Below are 23285 nucleotides of genomic sequence, written 5' to 3' on the forward strand. Positions count from 1 at the left end.
GGGGGGGGGGGGTCAGCGGCCGGGGGTTAAAGCACACGGGGAGGCCAGCTCTCGCTGGCCTCCCCGCGATGGCACTTCCTGGTGTGTTACTTCGGGGTAGACGGCGACGTGACCTTGAGCTTGCCGCTGATGATGTCGGCCTTGATCGCGTCGACCTCCTTCACGAGCGCGGGGTCGACCTTGGACTCCCAGTCGTGCAGGGGCGCGATGTCGACGCCCTTGTTCTCGAGGGTGCCGATGTACGGGGTCGCGCTGAACTTGCCGTTCGCCGCGTCAACGACGATCGCCTTGGTCGCATCCGCCATCTGCTTCATGATCGAGGTGAGGTAGAGCGCCTTCGTGGCCGGTGCGGTCGCGTAGAGGTCGCTGTCGACGCCGACGATGGCAACGTCCTTGCCGGAGTCCTGGATGGCCTGCGCGGTGCCCTGGAAGAGCGGCCCGGCAACCGGAAGGATGATGTCGGCGCCCTGGTCGATCAGGTTGGTGCTGAGTGCCTTGCCCTGGTTGATGTCATCGAAGCTGCCGGCGAAGGTTCCGGCCTGGGCGGCCTTGTCCCAGCCGAGGAGCTTGACGGACTTCGACTTCTGGGTGTTGTAGTACGTCACGCCATCGGCGAAGCCGTCCATGAAGATCGTCACGGATGGGAACTGCTTGCCGCCGTAGGTGCCGACGATGCCGGTCTTGGTGGTGCCTGCAGCAAGGTAACCGGCGAGGAAGGCGGCCTGGGCGGTGTCGTAGAGGACCGGCTTGACGTTGTCGAGGGCAAGGGGGCTGAAGTCGTCATTCGACAGTGCGGAGTCGATGATGGCGAAGTCGGTCTTTGGGCTGGCCTTGGCCGCGTCGCGGGTGGTGTTCGCGAGCGCGAAGCCGACCGTGAGGATGAAGTTGCAGTTCTGGTCGACCATGCTGCTGACGTTGCCCGCGTACTGGTCGGTCGTCTTGGACTCCGCCTGCTTGAACTTGACGCCGAGGGCATCCGCTGCCTGGGTCATTCCGTCGAAGCTGGACTGGTTGAAGGACTTGTCGTCGAAGCCGCCGGCGTCGGAAACGATGCAGGGGGTGAAGTCGGTGACCGCAGCGGTCGACGTGGCGCCGCCGGTGCTCGGCGCCGCCGCACAACCGGCGAGCAGGGCTACGGCGCCTAAGGTGGCGAGTCCGCTGAAAACGGCCCTTCGTTTGGTGATTGTCAAGATGACCTCCATTGCTGGCCCGGCGCGGGTTCGACGGGGCTGTGTGCAATCAGGTTACCCAATGTTTCATTGCTCAGTTGAGCAAACTCGATAGGTGCGCTAAGCGTTATCAACCCGCTACCTGCACGAAACAAATCCGTGCACAATTAGCCGGAGACCGGCACAAACGATTCCGACGGTGTCGGCTACAGAACGTCGCTGCTCCCGGAGAGCTTGAGGGCGTCGACGACGGCCTTCACTTTCTGCGCATTCGCGCTCGTCGTCACGAGCAGAGCGTCCGGCGTGTCGATGACGACGATGTCCTCGACGCCGATCAGCGCGATCATCCGGCCGGTGTGGCTCACGACGATTCCGCTCGACGAGTCGGCGAGCACGCGGGCGCCCTCACCGAGGATCGCCAGGTCGCGCTTCCGCCCGTTCGCGTGGATCTTGGCGATCGACGCGAAGTCGCCGACGTCGTCCCAGTCGAACTGGCCGGGGATGACGGCGAGCTGGCCGCGCGCCGCGACCGGCTCCGCGACGGTGTAGTCGATGGCGATCTTCTTGAGCCTCGGCCAGACCTTGTCGACGACGGCGCCGCGGCGCGGGGTGTCCCACGCATCGGCTAGCTCGAGCAGCCCGGCGAGCAGCTCGGGCTCCGCAGCGCCGATCTCTTCGAGCAGTCGATCGGCCCTGGCGATGAACATTCCCGCGTTCCAGAGGTAGTGGCCGCTCGCGACGTACGCCTCCGCCGTCGCGAGGTCGGGCTTCTCGACGAAGGAATCGACGGACTGCGCGTTCGGCGCCCCCGGGATTTCTAGCGGCGTGGCCGTCTTGATGTAGCCGAATCCGATCGCGGGCTCCGTCGGCCGGATGCCGATCGCAACGATGTACCCGGCATCCGCTGCCGCGACGGCCTCGACGATGGTCTGGCGGAACAGGATGGCGCCCTTGATGACGTGGTCGGCCGCGAAGGACCCGATGATGACGCCGGGTTCGCGTTTCTCGAGGATGGCCGCGGCGAGGCCGATGGCCGCCGTCGACTCGCGCGGCTCGCTCTCGAGCACGACGTTGAGGTCGGCGAGCTCCGGCAGCTGCGCCTCGACGGCGGCGCGGTGCGCGCGACCGGTGACGACCATAATGCGCTGGTCGCCGGCGAGCGGGGCCAGCCGGTCCCAGGTGTCCCTGAGCAGGGTCTGGCCTGACCCGGTGAGGTCGTGCAGGAACTTCGGCGCGTCCGCGCGGGAGAGCGGCCACAGGCGGGATCCGATGCCGCCGGCGGGGATCACGCTGTAGAAGCGCTCGAGTGGGTCAGGTGCCTGGGTCATTCGGCCAGACTACAGGCCGCCGGGGGGCTGTTCACCGGGTATTCACGCAGTGGTTCCGGGTATTCACGTGCTTGTTTCGAGGGGTGCATACGCTCGAAACATGCGGGTTGCCGTCGTCAGTGAAAGTTTCCTCCCCACCGTCAGTGGGGTCACCACGAGCGTCTGCAAGGTGCTCGAGCACCTGCAGCGCACCGGGCACGAGGCGATCGTCATCGCCCCCGCCGGTGCTCCTTCCGAATACGCGGGTTTCCCGGTGTTGAGCGTCCCCGCCGTCTCCTACCGCCAGTTCCCTGTCGGGATGCCGAGCCCGCACGTGCAGCGCCTGCTCGCCGATTTCGGCCCGGATGTCGTGCACGCGGCCTCCCCGTTCCTCCTCGGCGCCCAGGGCATCGCGTCGGCGAACCGCCTCGACATCCCGAGCGTCGCGATCTTCCAGACGGATGTCGCCGGTTACGCCAGGCGCAACCGGCTCGGCCAGGCGACGAAGATCGCCTGGCGCCTCGTCAAGTGGATCCACGACGGCGCCGACCTCACCCTCGTGCCCTCCTCTGCCTCGATGGCGGACCTCGAACGGGTCGGCGTGCGCAGGCTCGCCCGGTGGACGCGCGGCGTCGACCTCGTCGGCTACCACCCGAACCGGAGGAGCGAACCGGCCGTCGCCGAGCTGCGCAAGCGCCTGTCCCCGAACGGTGAGGTCGTGATCGGCTACGTCGGCCGGATGGCGCCGGAGAAACAGGTCGAACGGTTCCGTGCCCTCAGGGGCGTTCCGGGCATCCGTGTCGCCCTCGTCGGCGACGGGCCGTCCGTGCCGCTCATCCAGCGCGAACTCGCCGGCGTGCCGGTGACGTGGCTCGGCCGGCTCTCCGGGTCCGCCCTCGCCGACGCCTACGCCGCGTTCGACGTCTTCGTCCACGCCGGGACCGAAGAGACCTTCGGCCAGACGATCCAGGAGGCGCACGCGGCTGGGCTCCCCGTCGTCGCCCCGCACGCCGGCGGCCCGATCGACCTCGTCGCGCACGGCGACAACGGATTCCTCTTCACTCCCGACGACGAACGCGATCTGCGGCGCTGTGTCACGCGGCTCGTGGATGACGCGCCGCTCCGGCTGCGGATGGGCGAATCCGGCAGGAGGGCGGTGCTCGGCCGCTCGTGGGAGAACGTCTGCGAAACCCTTGTCGGTTACTACGACAAAGTCATCGACGAACGTGCCGCCATCCGCGTGATGACGGCGGTTCCGCTGTCAATGCAGCGCTGAGGGCCCTCGCGGATAATATCTCGGCCTAGAGACACTTAGGATGGTTGCACGCGCACCAGCGCAGTGCCGGCCTGCACTATTCGAGGCCGCTCATTCAGCCAGGGAAGGTTGGTCATGCCTCAGCAATCGGCACGGACATTGACATCCCAGCAGAAGACCACGTCACGCCGCCCCGCAGGAACCCTGTACCGGGGCCGCGAGGGTATGTGGTCGTGGGTCCTCCACCGGATCACCGGTGTTGCGATCTTCTTCTTTCTGCTGGTCCACATTCTGGACACGGCGCTCGTGCGCGTGAGCCCCGAGGCGTACAACGCGGTCATCTCGACCTACCAGACGCCGATCATGGGTCTCGGCGAGACGGCGCTCGTCGCGGCGATCGTGTTCCACGCGTTCAACGGGATCCGGATCATCCTGATCGACTTCTGGAGCGCGAAGTACCAGAAGGTGATGTTCTACGTCGTCATCGGCCTCTGGGTCGTCACGATGCTGGGCTTCGCCCCCCGCCACCTCATGAACGTCTTCAGTCACTAGGAGGAGCAGCCATGTCAACCACACTTGACTCCCCCAGGAGCCCATACGCGCGCCCGACGGGCAAGCGCGGCACCAACTGGGAAAAATGGGGCTGGATCTACATGCGCGGCTCCGGCGTCGTGCTCATCGTGCTCATCTTCGGTCACCTCTTCGTGAACCTGATGATCGGCAAGGGCGTCGACGCCCTCAACTTCGGCTTCGTCGCCGGCAAGCTCGCGAGCCCGTTCTGGCAGTGGTGGGACGTGGCGATGCTCTGGCTCGCCCTGATCCACGGCGGCAACGGCATGCGCACAATCGTGAACGACTACGCGACCCAGCGGGTCACCCGCGGCATCTTCAAGTGGGCCATCCTCGCCGCCGTCGTGATCCTGATCGTGCTCGGCACGCTCGTGGTCTTCACCTTCGACCCCTGCCCGGCCGGTTCGCCCGCCGACCTTCTTCCCAAGTTCTGCCCGGCCATCTAGGAGCTCACACCAGCACATGACGGATGCATCAAACACCGCACCGACCGAATCCACCGTGATCGACGGCGTGCACTACCACAAGTTCGACATCGTGATCGTGGGAGCAGGCGGTGCAGGGATGCGCGCAGCCATCGAGGCCGGACCAGGGGCAAGCACCGCGGTCATCTCCAAGCTCTACCCGACCCGTTCGCACACGGGAGCCGCCCAGGGCGGCATGGCCGCAGCGCTCGCCAATGTCGAGGAAGACAACTGGGAGTGGCACACCTTCGACACCGTCAAGGGCGGCGACTACCTCGTCGACCAGGACGCGGCTGAGATCCTCGCGAAGGAGGCCATCGACGCGGTCATCGACCTCGAGAACATGGGCCTGCCCTTCAACCGCACCCCGGAGGGCAAGATCGACCAGCGCCGCTTCGGCGGCCACACGAGCGACCACGGCAAGGCGCCCGTGCGCCGCGCCTGCTACGCCGCCGACCGCACCGGCCACATGATCCTGCAGACCCTGTACCAGAACTGCGTCAAGCGCGGCATCAACTTCTTCAACGAGTACTACGTGCTCGACCTCGTGATGACCCCGGTCGACGGTGTCGACCAGCCGTCCGCCGTCGTCGCACTCGACCTGTCGAGCGGCGAACTGCACGTCTTCCAGGGCAAGGCCTTCATCTTCGCGACCGGCGGCTTCGGCAAGATCTACAAGACCACCTCGAACGCGCACACCCTCACCGGTGACGGCGTCGGCATCATCTGGCGCCAGGGCCTTCCGCTCGAGGACATGGAGTTCTTCCAGTTCCACCCGACCGGCCTCGCCGGCCTCGGCATCCTCCTCACCGAGGGAGCCCGTGGTGAGGGCGCGATCCTGCGCAACGCCTCAGGCGAGCGCTTCATGGAGCGGTACGCCCCGACGATCAAGGACCTCGCCCCGCGCGACATCATCGCGCGCTGCATGGTCAAGGAGGTCGCGGAGGGCCGCGGCGCCGGACCGAACAAGGACTACCTGTACCTGGACTGCACCCACCTGGGCGCCGAAGTGCTCGAGACCAAGCTGCCGGACATCACCGAGTTCGCCCGCACCTACCTCGGAGTCGACCCGGTCACCGAACCGGTGCCCGTGATGCCGACGGCGCACTACGCCATGGGCGGCATCCCGACCAACGTCAACGCCGAGGTGCTGCGCAACAACACCACCGTCGTTCCCGGCCTCTACGCCGCCGGCGAGTGCGCGTGCGTCTCGGTGCACGGCTCGAACCGGCTCGGCACCAACTCACTCCTGGACATCAACGTCTTCGGCAAGCGCGCGGGCAACAACGCCGTCGCCTACGTGAAGACCGCGGAGTTCACCTCGCTGCCCGATGACCCGGCCGGGACGGTGCGCGAACTGCTCGAGGGCATCCGCTCGTCGACGGGAACCGAGCGCATCGCCGTGCTGCGCAAGGAACTGCAGGAGACGATGGATGCGAAGGCGCAGGTCTTCCGCACCGACGAGTCGCTCTCCGAGGTCACCGAGGTGATCCACTCGCTGCGCAACCGGTACAAGAACATCGGCGTGCAGGACAAGGGCCGCCGGTTCAACACCGACCTGCTCGAGGCAGTCGAACTCGGCTTCCTGCTCGACCTCGCCGAGGTCGTCGTGTACTCCGCCCGCAACCGCAAGGAAAGCCGCGGCGGCCACATGCGCGACGACTACCCCCTGCGCGACGACGTGAACTACCTCGTGCACACGATGGCGTACCTCACCGGTGACCCGCTCTCAGCGGATGCCGCAGACCACATTGCGCTGGACTGGAAGCCAGTCACCATCACGCGCTACCAGCCGATGGAAAGGAAGTACTGAGTGAGCACCGCATTCGCAGACGCCCCGGTCGTGCCCGAGGAGATTCAGTCCTTCACCGTCACGCTCATCATCCGGCGCTTCAACCCGGAGGTCGACGACGAGCCGCACTGGGAAGACTTCGACGTGCAGATGTACCCGACCGACCGGGTGCTCGACGCGTTGCACAAGATCAAGTGGGAGCAGGACGGCTCCCTGTCGTTCCGGCGCTCCTGCGCGCACGGTATCTGCGGCTCTGATGCGATGCGCATCAACGGCCGCAACCGCCTGGCCTGCAAGACGCTGATCAAGGACCTCGACATCACCAAGCCGGTCTACGTGGAGGCGATCAAGGGACTTCCGCTCGAGAAGGACCTCATCGTCGACATGGAGCCGTTCTTCGAATCGTTCCGGGCCGTTCAGCCGTTCCTGGTGTCCAACACCGCGCCCGTCGGCGGCAAGGAGCGCATCCAGACCGTCGCCCAGCGCGAACGTTTCGACGACACCACGAAGTGCATCCTCTGCGCGGCATGCACCTCGAGCTGCCCGGTGTTCTGGACGGACGGGCAGTACTTCGGCCCGGCCGCGATCGTGAACGCGCACCGCTTCATCTTCGACTCACGCGACGAGAACGCAGCCGTTCGCCTCGACATCCTGAACGACCGGGAGGGCGTCTGGCGCTGCCGGACGACCTTCAACTGCTCGGAGGCGTGCCCGCGCGGCATCCAGGTGACGCAGGCGATCGCCGAGGTCAAGCAGGCGATCCTGCGCGGCAAGGCCTGAGCGCAGGAGTCTCACACGCACGAATCCCATCCGGAGTAGCCGGTGGCGCCGACTCGGGTTTCGTCGCCACCGGCTGGTCGCGCGTCCCCGGCGGCTGGCCGGGTCGAGTGACCGTCGCTCAGTCCACGAGCCAGATCGACCCGGCTCGGACAGTGCCGAACGAGCCGTTCTGGACCCGGGAGCGCCGCGCCGGAGCGAGGCGATCGGGCCCGGCCGGGGCATCCGCTTCGGGTGTCGGATGACCGGTCTGGACGGGTGGACTCTCGGATCGTCGCAGATCCGGGCGGTCGGGCGCAAGAGGTGAGGGAGTCTCACGAGTGATTGCGCCCCCGAACTGGGGGTATTCGTGGGCGTTTGCGGAAATCGTTAGGCTTATGCGGTGAAGCCGCCCGCATTCGTGAACCGACTGACGACCCTGTCCAAGCGCATCATGCAGTGGCGGCCCGTGCGCGCGTTCATGCACTTCGGGGAAAGCAGCGGCGCGATCCTCGCCGGGGGCATGACCTACCAGGCCATTTTCGCGATCTTCGCGGCGATCTGGGTGGGCTTCTCGATCGCCGGGCTCTGCCTGACCTCGAACCCGGCGCTCCTCGACCAGCTGTACGCCCTGATCAACCAGTCCGTCCCCGGGTTGATCGGCAAGGGTGGAGTGATCGACCCGACCGAGCTCGCGAGCACGGGGACGCTGACCTGGACCGGTGCGATCGCTCTCGTCGGCCTGATCGGCACGACCCTCGGCTGGCTGTCGACGACCGCGCAGGCCGTGCGCAGCATCTTCGGGATGCCGCGCGACGGCACCTTCTTCCTGCTCGTCAAGCTCAGGGAGCTCGGCCTCGGCGCGGGCTTCGGACTCGCACTCATCGTCTCCGCGCTGATCTCGCTCGCGAGCACGGAGGCCCTCGGCGGCATCCTCGGCTTCCTCGGCGTCTCGCGGGACTCTCTCGGGTTCATCGTGGGGGCGCGCACGATCGGGCTGCTCGCCGTGCTGGTCATCGACACCCTCACGCTCGCCGTGCTGTTCCGGGTGCTGAGCCGGGTGCACATCCCGTTCCGTAAGCTCGTGTCCGGCTCCCTGCTCGGCGGGGTCGCGCTCGGCGGGCTCAAGGTGCTCGGTGGCGCCCTCCTCGGTGGGGCGGGCAAGAACCCCCTGCTCGCGACCTTCGCCGTCGTGATCGGGCTGCTGATCTGGTTCAACTTCATGAACACGGTGATCCTCCTCACCGCCTCCTGGATCTCGGTCGGGATGCAGGACGCGGGCATCCCGCCGCAGCCGGTGAACCCGGACGAGGCCGCCGCTGCGGCCGAAGCGCGCGAGCTCGAGGCGCGGCGCATCGCCGCGCTCGCGGAGCTGCGGGACGCCAGGGCTGCACACGAGGCGTCCTCCTGGGGCCGGCGCTGGGCATCCGCTCGCCGGCTGCGCGCCGCCGAGAAGCGCGCAGCCCCCTTCGCCCCGCCGACCTAGACTTGGTTCATGCCGTCTACGCCTGCAGCTTCAACGCCGTCTGCCCAGCCGCTTCGCATCGCCTCGATCAACGTCAACGGGGTGCGCGCTGCTTACCGTAAGGGGATGGGCGACTGGCTGGCCGGACGGGACGTCGATATCCTCGCCATCCAGGAGGTCCGTGCGTCGACCGAGGACCTCGAGGGCCTGCTCGGGCCGGAGTGGAGCATTCTCCACGATGCCGCGACGGCCAAGGGACGGGCCGGGGTCGCCCTCGCGAGCCGGTCGACGGCATCCATTCACCGGGTCGAACTCGGCGCGGAGGACTTCGACAGCGCCGGGCGCTGGCTCGAGGCCGACTACGAGGTGAACGGCACGATCGTGACCGTCGTGAGCACCTACGTGCACTCCGGCGAAACCGACACCCCGAAGCAGGTCGAGAAGTACAAGTTCCTCGATGCGATGCTCGCTCGGCTGCCCGAGCTCGCGGCGCACAGTGAACGCGCGGTCGTGCTCGGCGACCTCAACGTCGGGCACCGCACCCTCGACATCAAGAACTGGCGCGGCAACCGCAAGCACGCGGGGTTCCTGCCGGAGGAGCGGGCGTACTTCGACCGCATCCTCGGCGCGGAGGACGAAGCCGGCTACAACGCCGGCGCCGGTCTCGGCTGGGTCGACGTCGGCCGCAAGTGGGCCGGTGAGGTGGAGGGGCCGTACACGTGGTGGTCGCAGCGCGGCAAGGCCTTCGACACGGATACCGGTTGGCGACTGGACTACCAGCTCGCAACCCCGCTCCTGGCGGCATCCGTCGTCGACTACGCGGTCGACCGCGCGGATGCCTACGACCAGCGCTGGTCGGACCACTCCCCCGTCGTCGTCGACTACGCGCTCTGACCCATTTCACGCCTCCGGCTCCGGCCCGCGGCCACACGCTACGAAAGATCTGAATCATGGACAAGCCCCGTCTCTACTCCGGCATGCAGCCGTCGGCCGAATCGCTGCAGATCGGCAACTACATCGGCGCCCTGCTGAACTGGAAGTCGCTGCAGGAGACGCATGACGCGTTCTTCTCGATCGTCGACCTGCACGCCATCACCGTCGCACAGGACCCGGCCAAGCTGCGGGAGAACACCCGCCGCACCGCGGCGCAGTACATCGCGAGCGGGATCGACCCCGACGCCTCGACGCTCTACGTGCAGTCACACGTTGCCGCGCACGCGCAGCTCGCGTGGGTGCTGAACACCATCACCGGCTTCGGCGAGGCCAGCCGGATGACCCAGTTCAAGGACAAGTCCGCCAAGCAGGGTTCCGACGGCACCACGGTCGGACTGTTCGCGTACCCGATCCTGATGGCCGCGGACATCCTGCTCTACGACACGGTCGTCGTTCCCGTCGGCGAGGACCAGCGCCAGCACGTCGAGCTGACCCGCGACATCGCGGCGCGGTTCAACACGCGATTCGGCGACACGTTCGTGGTGCCGGAGGCCTCCATCCAGAAGGAGACCGCCAAGATCTACGACCTGCAGAACCCGCTGTCGAAGATGTCGAAGTCGGCAGAGTCGCACGCCGGCGTGATCTGGGTGCTCGATGAGCCCTCGGTCACCGCCAAGAAGATCATGCGCGCGGTGACGGATGCCGATGGCGGCGTGGTTTTCGACCGGGAGAACAAGCCCGGCGTGGCCAACCTGCTCACGATCTACTCGACCATGGCCGGGCGCACGGTCCAGTCCCTCGAGGACGAATACGCCGGCCGCGGCTACGGGGACCTCAAGAAGGGCCTCGCCGAGGTCGTCACCGGTACCTTCGGTCCGATCCGCGCCCGGGTGATCGAGCTGCTCGACGACCCGGCCGAGCTCGACCGCCTGCTGGCCGTCAACGCCGCGCGGGCGGCATCCGTTGCCGATGCCACCCTCGCCCGTGCGTACGACCGCGTCGGCCTGCTCCCGCCCCGATTCGCTCGTTGACACAACTGTGGCCGATTCGGACAACTGTTGCCGGCCCGCGGGCCGCAACTGTCCGAATCGGCCACATACGCCGGTATCGCTCGAGCGCAGTGAGCTAGAGGACGTCCTCGTCCACCCAGTCGAGGGACTTGGTGACGGCCTTCTTCCAGTTGCGCAGCAGGCGGTCACGCTCGGCGACGTCGAGCTGGGGCTCCCAGCGGGCGTCCTCCTGCCAGTTGGCGCGGAGTTCGTCGAGGTCGTTCCAGAAGCCGACCGCGAGGCCGGCCGCATACGCGGCGCCCAGGGCGGTCGTCTCCGCCACGACCGGGCGCACCACCGAGACTCCGAGGATGTCGGCCTGGAACTGCATCAGCAGGTCGTTGGCCGCCGCGCCGCCGTCGACCTTGAGCTCGGTGAGCGGAACGCCAGAGTCGGCGTTGACCGCGTCGAGAACCTCACGCGACTGGTACGCGATCGCCTCGAGTGCTGCCCGGGCGATGTGGCCCTTGTTGACGAAGCGGGTCAGTCCAACGAGTGCACCACGGGCATCGGCACGCCAGTACGGCGCGAACAGGCCGGAGAACGCCGGTACGAAGTAGGCGCCGCCGTTGTCCTTCACAGACAGGGCGAGCGCCTCGATCTCTGAGGCCGAACCGATGATGCCGAGGTTGTCGCGCAGCCACTGGACCAGGGCTCCGGTGACGGCGATCGAGCCCTCGAGCGCGTAGTGCGTCTCGCCGTCGCCGAGCTTGTAGCCCACGGTCGTGAGCAGCCCGTTCTTCGAGTGCACGATCTCGGTGCCGGTGTTGAAGATCAGGAAGTTACCGGTGCCGTAGGTGTTCTTCGCCTCGCCCTGGTCGAACGCGGCCTGGCCGAACGTCGCGGCCTGCTGGTCGCCGAGGATGCCCGAAATCGGGGTCTCCCGCAGCAGGCTGTGGCCGCTCGCGATCCCGTAGACCTCGGAGGAGGAGCGGATCTCTGGCAGCATCGACCGGGGCACGTCGAAGGCGGCGAGGATGTCGTCGTCCCACTGCAGGGTCTCGAGGTCCATGAACAGCGTGCGGCTCGCGTTGGTGACGTCGGTCGCGTGCACGCCGCCCTCGAGGCCGCCGGTGAGGTTCCAGAGCACCCACGAGTCCGTCGTGCCGAACATCAGCTCGCCGGCATCTGCCTTGGCCCTGGCGCCTTCGACGTTCTCGAGGATCCAGACGATCTTGGTGCCCGAGAAGTACGTGGCGAGCGGCAGGCCGACCTGCTTCTTGAAACGCTCCACGCCCCCGTCGGCGGCGAGGCGGTCGACGATGGGCTGGGTGCGGGTGTCCTGCCACACGATCGCGTTGTAGACGGGGAGCCCGGTGGTGCGGTCCCAGACCACGGCGGTCTCGCGCTGGTTGGTGATGCCGGCCGCGGCGATGTCGTGCCGGGTCAGGTTCGCCTTGGACAGCGCCTGCCCGATGACCTCACGGGTGTTGTTCCAGATCTCCATCGGGTCGTGCTCGACCCAGCCGGCGCGGGGGAAGATCTGCTCGTGCTCGAGCTGGCCGTTCGAGACGATCGAACCGGCCTTGTCGAAGATGATCGCCCGGGTGCTGGTCGTACCCTGGTCGATCGCGATGACGTAGTCAGCCATTGATAACTCCTTTGTTATTCGTGTGTGTGTCAGGTTAAGCGGGTGAGGTGAAAGCTGTGTGGGAATGTCCGGGGAGGCATCCGCCCCGCCGGCGCCACCGGCGGATGCCGCGCTAGGCGAGGATCGGCAGGAGCGCGGTCGAGACGAGGCCGGCCAGCACCCCGCCGATGATGGGGCCGACGACCGGCACCCAGGAGTACGCCCAGTCGGACGAGCCCTTGCCCTTGATCGGCAGGATGAAGTGCGCGATGCGCGGACCAAGGTCACGGGCCGGGTTGATCGCGTACCCGGTCGGCCCACCGAGCGAAGTGCCGATCACGATCACGAGCAGGGCCACCGGAAGCGGGCCGAGCGCGGCCAGCCCGCCGTTGACGCCCTGGCGACCGCCGCCGAAGGCGATGATCACGAACACCAGCACGAACGTGCCGATGATTTCGGTGACGAGGTTCCAGCCGTAGGAGCGGATGGCCGGACCGGTCGAGAAGACGCCGAGCTTGTTGGCCTGGTTCGGTTCCTGGTCGAAGTGCTGCTTGTACGCGAGCCAGCAGAAGACAGCGCCGATGATGGCGCCCAGCATCTGCGCGCCGATGTACGTGAGCACCGACACGACGTTGACCGGAACGCCGGAGCCGAATTCCGTCGCACCCGATGCGACAAGGCCGAGGGTGACGGCGGGGTTGAGGTGAGCACCGGAGTTGTAGGAGACGATGACACCGGAGAAGACCGCGAGGCCCCACCCGATCGTCACCATCAGGAAACCACCGCCGAACCCCTTGTTCTTGGCGAGGGCCACGTTGGCCACCACGCCGCAGCCGAGGAGGACGAGCAGGGCCGTGCCCACCAGCTCCGAGAGGAAAACGATACCGAGATTGTCCACAGTGACACCCTTGTTCAGTGAAGCCGAATTGTTGACGCTGGAAATGAGACAGTGTTTGGGCCGGTTATGGCTGCAAAACGAATCTCGAGAAACCTATCGACTCTGCGCGGCCAATGGTGCATTCAACCGTGCACGTTTGTGCAGATCGTCGCCTACGCGCGTGAAGCGGATGCCGCGTCGACCGTGGTGAGGTCGACACCATGCCGGTCGCGCAGCACGTCGACGGCGAGGTCGAGCTCGGCTGCCCCGCGCGCGGAATCCCAGCCGAGGACGGGAGCGAGGACTCCGGCGAGTTCTTCGAGCAGCGCCAGGCTGAGCTCACCACGGAAGGCCATGCTCGTTCGTCGCAGCACGAGGTCGGTCAGGTGCACCACGGATTCTGTGGCCGCGAGGAATTCAATCTCGCGACGGGAGTAGTCGGCGTGGCGTTGGAGCACTGCGTCCGGTTCCGCGGTGATGAAGTCGATCACGTCGACCGCGCGGGTGCCGTAGCGGGTCAGCAGCTCGTCGGCCCTCGAGGCGCCGACCTCGTCGCCGTTCGCGGCGATCCAGACCCGGTGCGCGGCATCCGTCGCCGGGAAGTTGCGGCCGCCGCCGATGGGGAGGCCGGCCGTCGACACGACCCGGGTGCGGCCGAGCAGGGCGAGGATGTCACCGCTCAGGTGCTCGGCGAGGGCCCGGAACGTCGTCCACTTGCCGCCGACGAGGCTGAGCAGGGTGCCCGGTCGGGCACCGAGTGGACGGGACTCGATGCGGTAGTCGCGGGAGACGAACCCCGGCGCCTCGTCGTCGTGCCGGGGCAGCGGGCGCACACCGGCGAACCGGAAGACGATCTCTGAGCGGTTGACGGCCACATCCGGGAAGACGTGCTTGACGAGATCGAAGAAGTAGTCGACCTCGCCTTCGGTGCAGAGCGCGGGCTGGGTCATGTCGTGTTCGAGGTCGGTGGTGCCGACCAGCACCCGACCCGCAAGCGGGTAGATCAGCACGATGCGGCCGTCCTTGTGCTCGAAGAAGATTTCGCGGCCACCCGTTGCCGCGAGAAGCTCCGGGTTGTCGAGCACGATGTGCGACCCCTTGGTGCCGCCCATGAACGTACTGGTCTGACCGAGGGCCGTGTTTGTGAGGTCGGTCCAGGGCCCGGACGTGTTGACGACGATGACGGCCTCGAAGCTGAATTCGGCGCCGGTGACCGTGTTCCGGAGACGCACGCCCGCGGCATCCATACCGATGGCCTCGATGTAGTTGGCGCTGCGCGCGTGCGCACCGGCGGCCAGGCCGTCGGCCAGCACGTCGAGCGCGAGGCGCTCGGGGTCGTGCATCGAGGCGTCGTAGTACGTGGCGGTGTACTTCAGGCCCGGGTTGAGGCGCGGCAGCAGTCTGAGCGATGCCTTCCTGCCGAGGAACTCGTGCCGGGGCACCGTGCCGCCGTCGCGGGAGAAGGAGTCGTAGAGCATCATGCCGATCTTGATCAGCAAGGCGCCACGTTCCTGGGCCGCAGCCTGGCGGTGAGTGAGGAAGCGCATCGGCGCGGACATCACCCCGGAGAAGGTGGAGTAGATCGGAATGGTCGTCTTGAGGGGCTTGACGTAGTGCGGGGCGATCTTCAGCAGGCTGTTGCGTTCCTCGACCGACTCCTTGACCAGGCGGAATTCCCCGTTCTCGAGGTAGCGCACACCACCGTGGATCATGTGGGAGGAGGCCGACGAGGCGCCGGAGACGTAGTCGCCCTTGTCGACGATCGCGACGTCGATGCCCTGCATCGCCAGGTCACGGAAGGTCGCGATGCCGTTGATCCCGGCTCCGATGATGAGCACCTGGGCCCGGGGGAGTTCCTGCAGGGCGGCCTGGGCGGCGGCTCCGGACAGCGGACGGGCGGAGGATGACTGATCGGGAGTTGACGGCACTGATTCGCTCACTTCTTTGCGGCTGGGAAACTTTGCGGGACGGGAGGCTTCTACCCTGCTAAGTTCTACACAAACGGTCAAGAGCCGTGAACATATGTGCAAGGAGTCGCCGTGATCCATCCGAATGATCCGCCCCTGTCCGACCGCACCTCGGACGCCCTCACCGCGGCGCAGCTGTATTACGTGCAGGACCTCACGATGGAGGCCATCGCGCAGGAGCTGCACACCTCCCGTTCGTCGGTGTCCCGCCTGCTCAGCCAGGCCAGGGCCAGCGGGCTGGTCGACATCCAGATCCGCTCTCCACTCGACGCTCCCAGCCGGGTCGAGAAGCTGATCCTGGACCGGTTCCAGGTCACCGCGCACGTTCTGCCGGTGCCCGACTATGCCAGCGACGTCGACAGGCTGGAGCGAGTTGCCCTGTCCGTTGCACGGATTCTCGGCGAATTCTTCGACTCAAACATGATCATGGGCATCGCCTGGGGCTCCACGATGAATGCCGTCAGCCGCCACCTGACACCGAAGCGCACCCACAACGCGCAGATCGTGCAGTTGAACGGCGCCGGAAACACCCGCAGCACGGGCCTCGACTACGCCAATGAGATCCTGCGGCGATTCAGCAACGCGTTCGACGCCCGCCTGGAGCAGTTCCCGGTTCCCACCTTCTTCGACGATCCGGCCACACGCACGGCCTATTGGCGTGAACGCGGACTGCGCCGGTTGCTGGAAATGCAGGGCAACATGGATGTCGCCCTCTTCAGCGTGGGATCGCCCTTCTCCATGGTTCCCAGCCATGTGTATGTCGGCGGCTACCTCGACGACGAGGAGTTCACGGCGCTCAGCGACGCCGGGGTCGTCGGCGACGTTGCGACCGTCTTCTACCGCGCGGACGGTTCGACAGACGGCATCCCGCTCAACGACCGCGGGACCGGACCGGAACTGTCGGTGTTGCGCCGCACCCCGCGGCGCATCTGCGTTGTCGCAGGCACGTCCAAGGTGGACAGCCTCCGCGGCGCGCTGGCCGCCGGCCTCATCACCGACCTGTTCATCGACGAGGGCACGGCCCGCGCCCTGGTCGGGTCGTAAGAAAACGTCCAAATCCTGCACAGGGCCGGGAGGGAATTATCCGGGAGTGGTGGCGTTGGGCTATAACTAGAAGCAAGAAACGTGCTCCGGGGTCGGTGTAAATCCGAACCGGCGGTGAAAGTCCGCGACCCGTTCCGCCCCAGGGCGAAACGGTTGAGCTGGTGAAATTCCAGCACCGACGGTTAAAGTCCGGATGAGAGGCGCACGATTCGGTTGGACCTTCGGGGCCCGCCGAAGGATTGTGGCGTACGCGTACCCACAGTCCACCCCCGGATTTCGTTGCAGAAACGAATGGGGCGGGAATGATCCAGGACACCGAGCGTGACATGCTCATGCGGCGCGCCCTCTCCCTCGCTGCCAACGGCCCGGCCACCGGACTGAATCCGCGGGTCGGCTGCGTCATCGTCGACCCGGACGGCGTCGTCCTGGCAGAAGGCTGGCACCGCGGCGCCGGCACTGCCCACGCCGAGGTCGACGCCCTGTCTCACCTCCCGGCCGGAGCCGCCCGCGGCGCGACCGTCATCGTCACCCTCGAACCGTGCAACCACACCGGCCGCACCGGCCCCTGCGCCGTCGCCCTGATCGAAGCGGGCGTGAGCCGGGTCGTCTTCGCCGTCTCCGATCCCGGCCGCGCGTCGTCCGGCGGCGCAGAGCGACTCCGTGCCGCCGACGTCGAAGTCGTCGGCGGGGTGCTCGCCGACGAGGGAGAAGCCTTCCTCGCCGACTGGCTCGTCGCCGCGCGGCTCGGCCGCCCGTTCGTGACGCTCAAGTGGGCCTCGAGCCTCGACGGCCGGACCGCCGCGGCCGACGGCTCGAGCCGCTGGATCACCGGCCCGGATGCCCGCCTCGACGTGCACCGGCGGCGCGCGGCCGCAGGCGCGATCCTCGTCGGCACCGGCACCGTGCTCGCCGACGACCCTGCCCTCACGGCCCGTGCCGCCGACGGAAGCCTGCTCCCGAACCAGCCGATCCCCGTGGTGATCGGGACCCGCGCGGTGCCTGCGGATGCCGCGATCCGGCACCACCCGCATCCGCCGCTGCTCTACCCCGGCCCCGACCTGAACCGGATCCTCCAGGACCTGCACACCCGCGGCATCCGCAGCGCATTCATCGAGGGCGGACCGGGACTCGCGAGCGCCTTCGTCGCGGCCGGGCTTGTCGACGGATACCTCGTCTACCTCGCTCCGACCCTGCTCGGCGGCGGCGGGCTCGCCCTCGGCGACATCGGCGTGACCGGGATCGACCAGCAACGCCGGCTCACGGTCGAGGGCATCGAGCGCCTCGGCGAGGACCTGCTCGTGATCGCCCGGCCCCTGGACTTCCCGCACGCGGAAACCGCACACACAGAGACAAGGATCTGACATGTTCACCGGAATCATCGAGGAACTCGGCACCGTCGACCGGGTCGAACAGGGCACGGATGCGGTGCGCCTGACCGTCCGCGGGCCTCTCGCCGTGTCCGGGGCCGCGATCGGCGACTCGATCTCCGTCAACGGCGTCTGCCTGACCGTCGTGGAGCGCACGCCGGAAACGTTCACCGCCGACTTGATGGCGCAGACCCTGCGCATGTCGACTCTCGCCGAGGCGGGGCCGGGAACACCGGTCAACCTCGAGCGGGCCGCCCTCGTCGGCGGGCGCCTCGGCGGGCACATCGTGCAGGGCCACATCGACGGCACGAGCGAGCTGCTCGCGGTCACCCCTGGCGACGCCTGGCGAGTGCTGCGGTTCAGCCTCTCCCCCGAACTCGCGCCCCTCGTGACGAACAAGGGCTCGATCGCCGTCGACGGGGTCTCCCTCACGGTCAGCACGATCAGCCCGGCGACCGAACCCGAGCAGTGGTTCGAAGTCTCCCTCATCCCCGAAACCCTCACGGCCACCACGCTCGGAAAACGAACGGTCGGAGAGCACGTCAACATCGAAACCGATATCCTGGCCCGCCACGTCGAGCGCATGCTCGCCCTCGCGGACGCAGGATCACGAAGGAGTCACTCATGAGCCTCGCAGACATCCCCAGCGCGCTCGCGGAACTGCGTCTCGGCAAGCCGGTCATCGTCGCCGACGACGAAGGCAGGGAGAACGAGGGTGACGTGATCATCTCGGGGCAGATGGCCACCCAGGAATGGCTCGCGTGGACCGTGCGCTACTCCTCGGGGTTCATCTGCGCGCCGATGACCAATGAGCTCGCCGACAAGCTCAACCTGCCGATCATGGTGCCGAACAACGAAGACCCCCGCGGCACGAACTACACGATCTCCGTCGACGCCGCCGACCGGCTCAGCACCGGCATCAGCGCCGCGGACCGTGCCCACACCCTGCGCGTGCTCGCCGACCCGGCATCCACCCCCTCGAGCCTGCACCGGCCGGGCCACATCATGCCGCTGCGCGCGAAGGACGGCGGCGTGCGCGAACGCGACGGCCACACCGAGGCTGCCGTCGACCTGATGAAACTCGCCGGGCTCGCCCCCGTCGCCGGAATCTCCGAGATCGTCGCAGAGGACGGCGAGATGATGCGCCTGCCCGGCCTCCTCGAGCTCGGCGAACGCGAGGGTGTGCTCGTGATCACGATCGCCGACCTGATCGCCTACCTCGACGAGTTCCACGCGGACTCCGAGCTGCCGACCGCGCACGCCATCCGGGAATCCCCGCGCGTCGACTTCGAGGTCGAGACGACCGTGCCGACCCGGCACGGCGACTTCCAGATCCGGGCATACCGCGACCGGATGACCGGAGCGGACCACGTCGCCCTCGTCTCGGGGACGCCCAGGGACGGCGCCCTCGTGCGGGTGCACTCCGAGTGCCTCACCGGGGAGGCCTTCGGTTCGCTCAAGTGCGAGTGCGGACCGCAGCTCGACGCGGCTCTCGAAACCATCCAGGCCGAGGGCGGCATCGTGATCTACCTGCGCGGCCAGGAGGGTCGCGGCATCGGCCTGATCAACAAGCTGCGGGCATACAAGCTCCAGGAACAGGGCCTCGACACGATCGACGCGAACCTCGCGCTCGGCCTGCCCGCCGACGCCCGAGACTACGGCGCCGCGAGCGCGATCCTCGACCAGATGGGCATCTCCTCGGTGCGCCTGCTCACCAACAACCCCGAGAAGCTCCGCCAGCTCGAAGAGCACGGGGTCACGGTCGTCGAACGCGTTCCGCTCATCGTCGGCGTGGGCATCGACAACCAGGAGTACCTCGCCGTGAAACGCGAACGCATGGGCCACCACCTGGCCGACCGGGACATCGTGAAAGGACTCGCACTATGAGTGGAGCAGGCTCGCCCACGGTCGTCGTCGACGGCACGGGCCTCACCATCGTCATCATCGCCGGCCGCTGGCACGACGTCATCACCGATGGGCTGATCGCCGGCGCCACCCGGGTACTCGAGGCATCCGGCGCCACGTTCTCGCTCGTGCGCGTGCCGGGCAGCTTCGAGTTGCCGGTCGCCGCGAAGGTCGCCCTCGACAATGGGGCGGATGCCGTGGTCGCGCTCGGCGTGATCATCCGCGGCGGCACCCCGCACTTCGAGTACGTGTCCGCTGCCGCAACGAACGGTCTCACCCGGGTCGCCCTCGACACCGGAAAGCCGGTCGGCTTCGGCGTGCTCACCCTCGACGACGAGCAGCAGGGCCTCGACAGGGCCGGCCTGCCCGGTTCGAAGGAGGACAAGGGCGAGGAAGCGGCATCCGCTGCGATCAACACCGCCCAGGTGCTGCGCGCCCTTTGTATGCCGAATTCGTAATACCCGAGATCGGTCACTGGCAGCGGCTGCCGGCAGGGGCATCCGTTCGCACCCTCGGCCCCGGAAACGGAAAGTCCCGATTGGGCGACGGTTCGCCTCAGGATTTGAGTCCGACGAGTCACGGACGTATGGTGCAGAGTGATCGCCACAAGCGGACACCTCCCTCCGGGCACCCCCGCGCGGGCACGACGCCTGATCGACGCCGGCGCTCCCGCACGGGTCGACACGCCCGATCACGCCCCCTCACCACGGAAGGACTCTCTTCCATGTCCTCATCCACACTGTCACATCCGTCAGCCGCAACCCCCGAGCCGCAGGCGCCCACCAACCCCCGCAGCCGCGTCGTGCTCGCGAGCCTCATCGGCACCACGATCGAGTTCTACGACTTCTACGTCTACGCGACCGCGGCGGTTCTCGTCTTCCCGCACCTCTTCTTCCCGACCGGCAATGAGACCACGGCGCTGCTCGCTTCCTTCGCGGTCTTCGGCGCGGCCATGGTCGCCCGTCCCGTCGGCGCCCTCGTCTTCGGGCACTTCGGCGACAAGGTCGGCCGCAAGGCGACCCTCGTCGGCGCGCTGCTCACGATGGGCATCGCGACCTTCCTGATCGGACTGCTCCCGACCTACGCCCAGGTCGGCTGGTTCGCCCCGCTGCTGCTCGTCGTGCTGCGCCTCGCCCAGGGCTTCGCGCTCGGCGGAGAGTGGAGCGGTGCCGCCCTCGTGGCGACCGAAAACGCTCCGAAGGGCAAACGCGCCTGGTACGGAACTTTCCCGCAGGTCGGCGCGCCGATCGGCTTCATCATCGCGAACGGCCTGTTCCTGCTGATCGCCACGCTGCTGCCGAGCGACGACCCGACCCGGCCGTCCACCGCGTTCCTCGAGTGGGCCTGGCGGGTGCCGTTCCTGTTCTCCGCGGTGATGGTCATCATCGGCCTGTGGGTGCGGCTGCGCCTCGTCGAGAGCGACGCCTTCACGAAGGCCACGCGCACGAACCGGGTGCACAAGCTCCCGCTCGCCGCGGTGTTCAAGTCCAACTGGCGCGAACTGATCCTCGGAACCTTCATCATGCTCGCGACCTACGTGCTGTTCTACCTGATGACGACGTTCAGCCTGAGCTACGGCCGCGCGGCGACAACCGCTCCCGTCGCGGGCCTCGGCTACAGCTACACGACCTTTGTGCTGATGATGATCGCCGGCGTGCTGTTCTTCGGCGTGTTCACCCTCGCCTCCGGGCCCTGGGCCGACCGCTTCGGCCGCCGCCGCACCCTGATCTGGGTCACCCTCGCGATCATCGTCTTCGGACTGCTCTTCGTGCCGCTGCTCGGCGCCGGGTTCCTCGGCGTGATGATCTTCCTGATCCTCGGCTTCACCCTGATGGGCATGACGTTCGGGCCGATGGGCGCCCTCCTGCCCGAACTGTTCCCGACAGCGGTGCGGTACACCGGTTCCGCTTTCGCGTACAACATGAGCTCGATCCTCGGTGCGGCGGTCGCCCCGTTCATCGCCGTCTGGCTCTGGACGCTCGGCGGCGGCAGCCCGTTCTGGGTCGGCGTGTACCTCTCCGTGATGGCGGTCATCACCCTGGTCGCCCTCCTGCTCAGCCGCGAGACCAAGGACGTCGACATCGAGGCGTAGCCCGCCCCTTCCGTGACCGTTCCGGTCGAGAGTGCCCGTTGCGCGGGTCACTCTCGACCGGGACGGGACGGGTCACGGTCGAGGTTTGAGGTTAAGCTCGATTGGTGAGTACCCCGATCAGTGACGCCAACACGCCCGCCGAAACCGCAGCATCTACCGGGCCCGCACCGGCCGCGGCACCGAAGCCGCGCAGCCGCCTCGGGCGTCTTGGGCGTCGGGCGGATGCTGCGAACGGCCCGCGCGCGACGTTCGGCCAGCTGCTCCCCTACCTTCTCGAGCACAAGAAGGTGCTCAGTGTCGTCGTCCTGCTGAGCATCCTTGGGGCGCTCGCGAGCCTCGCCCAGCCGCTGCTGGTCAGCCAGGTCATCACCGTCGTGCAGCAGAACCAGCCGCTCGGCGCACTCGTCTGGGGGCTCGTCGCGCTCGTCGTGGTGTCCGGGCTGATCAGCGGATACCAGCACTACCTGCTGCAGCGCACCGGGGAAGGCGTCGTGCTCTCGAGCCGGCGCAAGCTCATCGGGCGGATGCTGCGCCTCCCGATCAGCGAGTTCGACACCCGTCGCACCGGCGACCTCGTCTCCCGGGTCGGCTCTGACACGACCCTGCTGCGCGCCGTGCTCACCCAGGGACTCGTCGAGGCGATCGGCGGTTCGCTCACCTTCCTCGGCGCGCTGATCGCGATGCTCGTGATCGACCCGGTTCTGCTCGGGCTGACCGTGCTCGTGATCGCGGCATCCGTCGTCACGGTCACGCTGCTTTCGCAGCGGATCCGCGTCGCGAGCCGCATGGCCCAGGAGAAGGTCGGCGCCCTCGCCGCGAGCGTCGAGCGGGCGATCAGCTCGATTCGAACCGTGCGCGCCTCGAACGCGACAGACCGCGAGATCGCGGCCGTCGACGCCGACGCGACCGGCGCGTACCAGATGGGGCTGCAGGTCGCGAAGATCTCAGCCCTCGTCGTGCCGATCGCCGGCATCGCGATGCAGGTGTCCTTCCTCGTCGTGCTCGGCGTCGGCGGCTTCCGGGTCGCGAGCGGCCAGATCACGGTCGCGAACCTGATCGCGTTCATCCTCTTCCTGTTCCTGATGATCCTGCCGCTCGGCCAGGCCTTCGGCGCGATCACCTCGGTCAACTCGGCGCTCGGCGCCCTCGGCCGTATCCAGGAGATCATCGACCTGCCCGCAGAGGACCAGTTCGACCGCGACCTGTTCCCGCTCGCGATCACCGTCGGCGCCGCCAACGAATCGGTCCGCCCGGACGCCCCCGCGATCTCCTTCGAGAACGTGTTCTTCGGGTACGCGACCCAGGCGTCGACGGCGGATGCCGCGGCGCCCGTCGCCGCTGCGGGCGACGGCGGGCCTGGTGCCGGGCCTGGTACTGGGTCCGGTACCGGCGATTCCGGCGGTTCGCCTGCCGGTCCCCCCGCGGACGTCATGCCGAACGCGCTCGTGACGGCCCTCGTTGCTCCCGGCGTGATCGAGGCGATGCTCGCCGAACCCGACCTGGTCGACGCCGATCTCGCCGCTGCCGACCGCGCCGCGGCCGACCGGGCGGCCGTCGACCTGGCTCACGCCGAGCAGGCCGCCGCCCACCTTGCCGCGGCGGAGCACGCCGCAGCAACTATGGCTGCCGCGCGGCCCGCCGCAGCCCTCGCCGCGGAGTCCGCGGCCGCGGCGAACGCGTCCGCCAGGGCCGCCGCGACCGCC

The 23285-nt window shown here is 67.8% G+C and carries 20 protein-coding genes and 1 riboswitch; of the genes, 15 read left to right on the plus strand and 5 right to left on the minus strand.

Annotation, left to right across the window (positions count from 1 at the left end; translation table 11 throughout):
• Positions 1 to 86: 86 nt before the first annotated feature.
• Both E3O50_RS04235 and E3O50_RS04240 read right to left on the minus strand, forming a co-directional pair.
• A complete protein-coding gene (locus E3O50_RS04235; RefSeq protein ID WP_134449409.1) occupies positions 87 to 1190 on the minus strand; it encodes a BMP family ABC transporter substrate-binding protein in 1104 nt (367 codons plus the stop codon).
• 185 nt (positions 1191 to 1375) lie between these two features.
• Positions 1376 to 2497, minus strand: a complete 1122-nt coding sequence (locus E3O50_RS04240) for a mannose-1-phosphate guanylyltransferase (RefSeq protein WP_134449410.1) — start codon at positions 2495 to 2497, stop codon at positions 1376 to 1378.
• Between the two features lie 100 nt (positions 2498 to 2597).
• Here E3O50_RS04240 and E3O50_RS04245 point away from each other — a divergent pair, with 100 nt between their 5' ends.
• The 8 genes from E3O50_RS04245 to trpS all read left to right on the plus strand — a co-directional run bounded on the left by E3O50_RS04245 (position 2598) and on the right by trpS (position 10742).
• Positions 2598 to 3752, plus strand: coding sequence for a glycosyltransferase family 1 protein (locus E3O50_RS04245; RefSeq protein ID WP_134560710.1), 1155 nt, complete (start codon positions 2598 to 2600; stop codon positions 3750 to 3752).
• A 114-nt stretch (positions 3753 to 3866) separates the two neighbouring features.
• A complete protein-coding gene (gene sdhC / locus E3O50_RS04250) occupies positions 3867 to 4283 on the plus strand; it encodes a succinate dehydrogenase, cytochrome b556 subunit (protein WP_134449412.1) in 417 nt (138 codons plus the stop codon).
• A gap of 11 nt (positions 4284 to 4294) precedes the next feature.
• Positions 4295 to 4747 (plus strand): succinate dehydrogenase hydrophobic membrane anchor subunit, encoded by a 453-nt coding sequence (locus E3O50_RS04255; RefSeq protein WP_134560711.1) that lies wholly within the window; start codon positions 4295 to 4297, stop codon positions 4745 to 4747.
• Positions 4748 to 4763: 16 nt separating this feature from the next.
• Positions 4764 to 6578 (plus strand): succinate dehydrogenase flavoprotein subunit, encoded by a 1815-nt coding sequence (gene sdhA, locus E3O50_RS04260; RefSeq protein WP_134560712.1) that lies wholly within the window; start codon positions 4764 to 4766, stop codon positions 6576 to 6578.
• Positions 6579 to 7337, plus strand: coding sequence for a succinate dehydrogenase iron-sulfur subunit (locus E3O50_RS04265; protein ID WP_134449415.1), 759 nt, complete (start codon positions 6579 to 6581; stop codon positions 7335 to 7337).
• 379 nt (positions 7338 to 7716) lie between these two features.
• Positions 7717 to 8799: a YihY/virulence factor BrkB family protein gene (locus tag E3O50_RS04270; RefSeq protein ID WP_134560713.1), complete on the plus strand. Its 1083-nt coding sequence runs from the start codon at positions 7717 to 7719 to the stop codon at positions 8797 to 8799.
• A gap of 9 nt (positions 8800 to 8808) precedes the next feature.
• A complete protein-coding gene (locus tag E3O50_RS04275; RefSeq protein ID WP_134449417.1) occupies positions 8809 to 9672 on the plus strand; it encodes an exodeoxyribonuclease III in 864 nt (287 codons plus the stop codon).
• 56 nt (positions 9673 to 9728) lie between these two features.
• Entirely contained in the window at positions 9729 to 10742 is a 1014-nt protein-coding gene (gene trpS, locus E3O50_RS04280) for a tryptophan--tRNA ligase (protein ID WP_134449418.1), read from the plus strand.
• Between the two features lie 94 nt (positions 10743 to 10836).
• Here the strand turns inward: trpS and glpK are convergent, their stop codons facing one another.
• The 3 genes from glpK to E3O50_RS04295 form a co-directional block, all read right to left on the minus strand.
• Positions 10837 to 12351 carry a glycerol kinase GlpK gene (gene glpK, locus E3O50_RS04285; RefSeq protein WP_134560714.1) on the minus strand — a complete coding sequence of 505 codons (1515 nt, stop codon included), beginning with the start codon at positions 12349 to 12351 and terminating at the stop codon, positions 10837 to 10839.
• A gap of 112 nt (positions 12352 to 12463) precedes the next feature.
• Entirely contained in the window at positions 12464 to 13228 is a 765-nt protein-coding gene (locus E3O50_RS04290) for an MIP/aquaporin family protein (RefSeq protein ID WP_134450143.1), read from the minus strand.
• Positions 13229 to 13380: 152 nt separating this feature from the next.
• On the minus strand, positions 13381 to 15096 hold the full coding sequence (locus E3O50_RS04295) for a glycerol-3-phosphate dehydrogenase/oxidase (protein ID WP_277870866.1): 1716 nt from the start codon (positions 15094 to 15096) through the stop codon (positions 13381 to 13383).
• A 150-nt stretch (positions 15097 to 15246) separates the two neighbouring features.
• Between E3O50_RS04295 and E3O50_RS04300 the strand changes: the two genes are divergently transcribed.
• The 7 genes from E3O50_RS04300 to E3O50_RS04330 form a co-directional block, all read left to right on the plus strand.
• Entirely contained in the window at positions 15247 to 16218 is a 972-nt protein-coding gene (locus tag E3O50_RS04300) for a sugar-binding domain-containing protein (protein WP_255454143.1), read from the plus strand.
• A gap of 78 nt (positions 16219 to 16296) precedes the next feature.
• A riboswitch (FMN riboswitch) is annotated at positions 16297 to 16427 on the plus strand.
• 93 nt (positions 16428 to 16520) lie between these two features.
• Positions 16521 to 17579, plus strand: a complete 1059-nt coding sequence (ribD, locus tag E3O50_RS04305) for a bifunctional diaminohydroxyphosphoribosylaminopyrimidine deaminase/5-amino-6-(5-phosphoribosylamino)uracil reductase RibD (protein WP_241975515.1) — start codon at positions 16521 to 16523, stop codon at positions 17577 to 17579.
• A gap of 1 nt (position 17580) precedes the next feature.
• Positions 17581 to 18213 (plus strand): riboflavin synthase, encoded by a 633-nt coding sequence (locus E3O50_RS04310; RefSeq protein ID WP_134450145.1) that lies wholly within the window; start codon positions 17581 to 17583, stop codon positions 18211 to 18213.
• The gene (gene ribA, locus E3O50_RS04315) at positions 18210 to 19472 is read left to right on the plus strand and encodes a GTP cyclohydrolase II (RefSeq protein ID WP_134560716.1); all 1263 of its coding nucleotides are present in this window, start codon (positions 18210 to 18212) and stop codon (positions 19470 to 19472) included. Before E3O50_RS04310 ends, ribA begins: the two co-directional genes overlap by 4 nt.
• The gene (ribH, locus tag E3O50_RS04320) at positions 19469 to 19948 is read left to right on the plus strand and encodes a 6,7-dimethyl-8-ribityllumazine synthase (protein WP_134450147.1); all 480 of its coding nucleotides are present in this window, start codon (positions 19469 to 19471) and stop codon (positions 19946 to 19948) included. The genes ribA and ribH overlap by 4 nt, the downstream gene beginning before the upstream one ends.
• Before the next feature lie 266 nt (positions 19949 to 20214).
• Positions 20215 to 21582 (plus strand): MFS transporter, encoded by a 1368-nt coding sequence (locus E3O50_RS04325; protein ID WP_134450148.1) that lies wholly within the window; start codon positions 20215 to 20217, stop codon positions 21580 to 21582.
• Positions 21583 to 21839: 257 nt separating this feature from the next.
• The coding region (locus E3O50_RS04330; RefSeq protein WP_241980935.1) for an ABC transporter ATP-binding protein at positions 21840 to 23285 on the plus strand (1446 nt) is incomplete at its 3' end.

It is taken from the genome of Cryobacterium sp. MDB1-18-1 (assembly GCF_004402735.1).
Lineage (GTDB): Bacteria > Actinomycetota > Actinomycetes > Actinomycetales > Microbacteriaceae > Cryobacterium > Cryobacterium glucosi.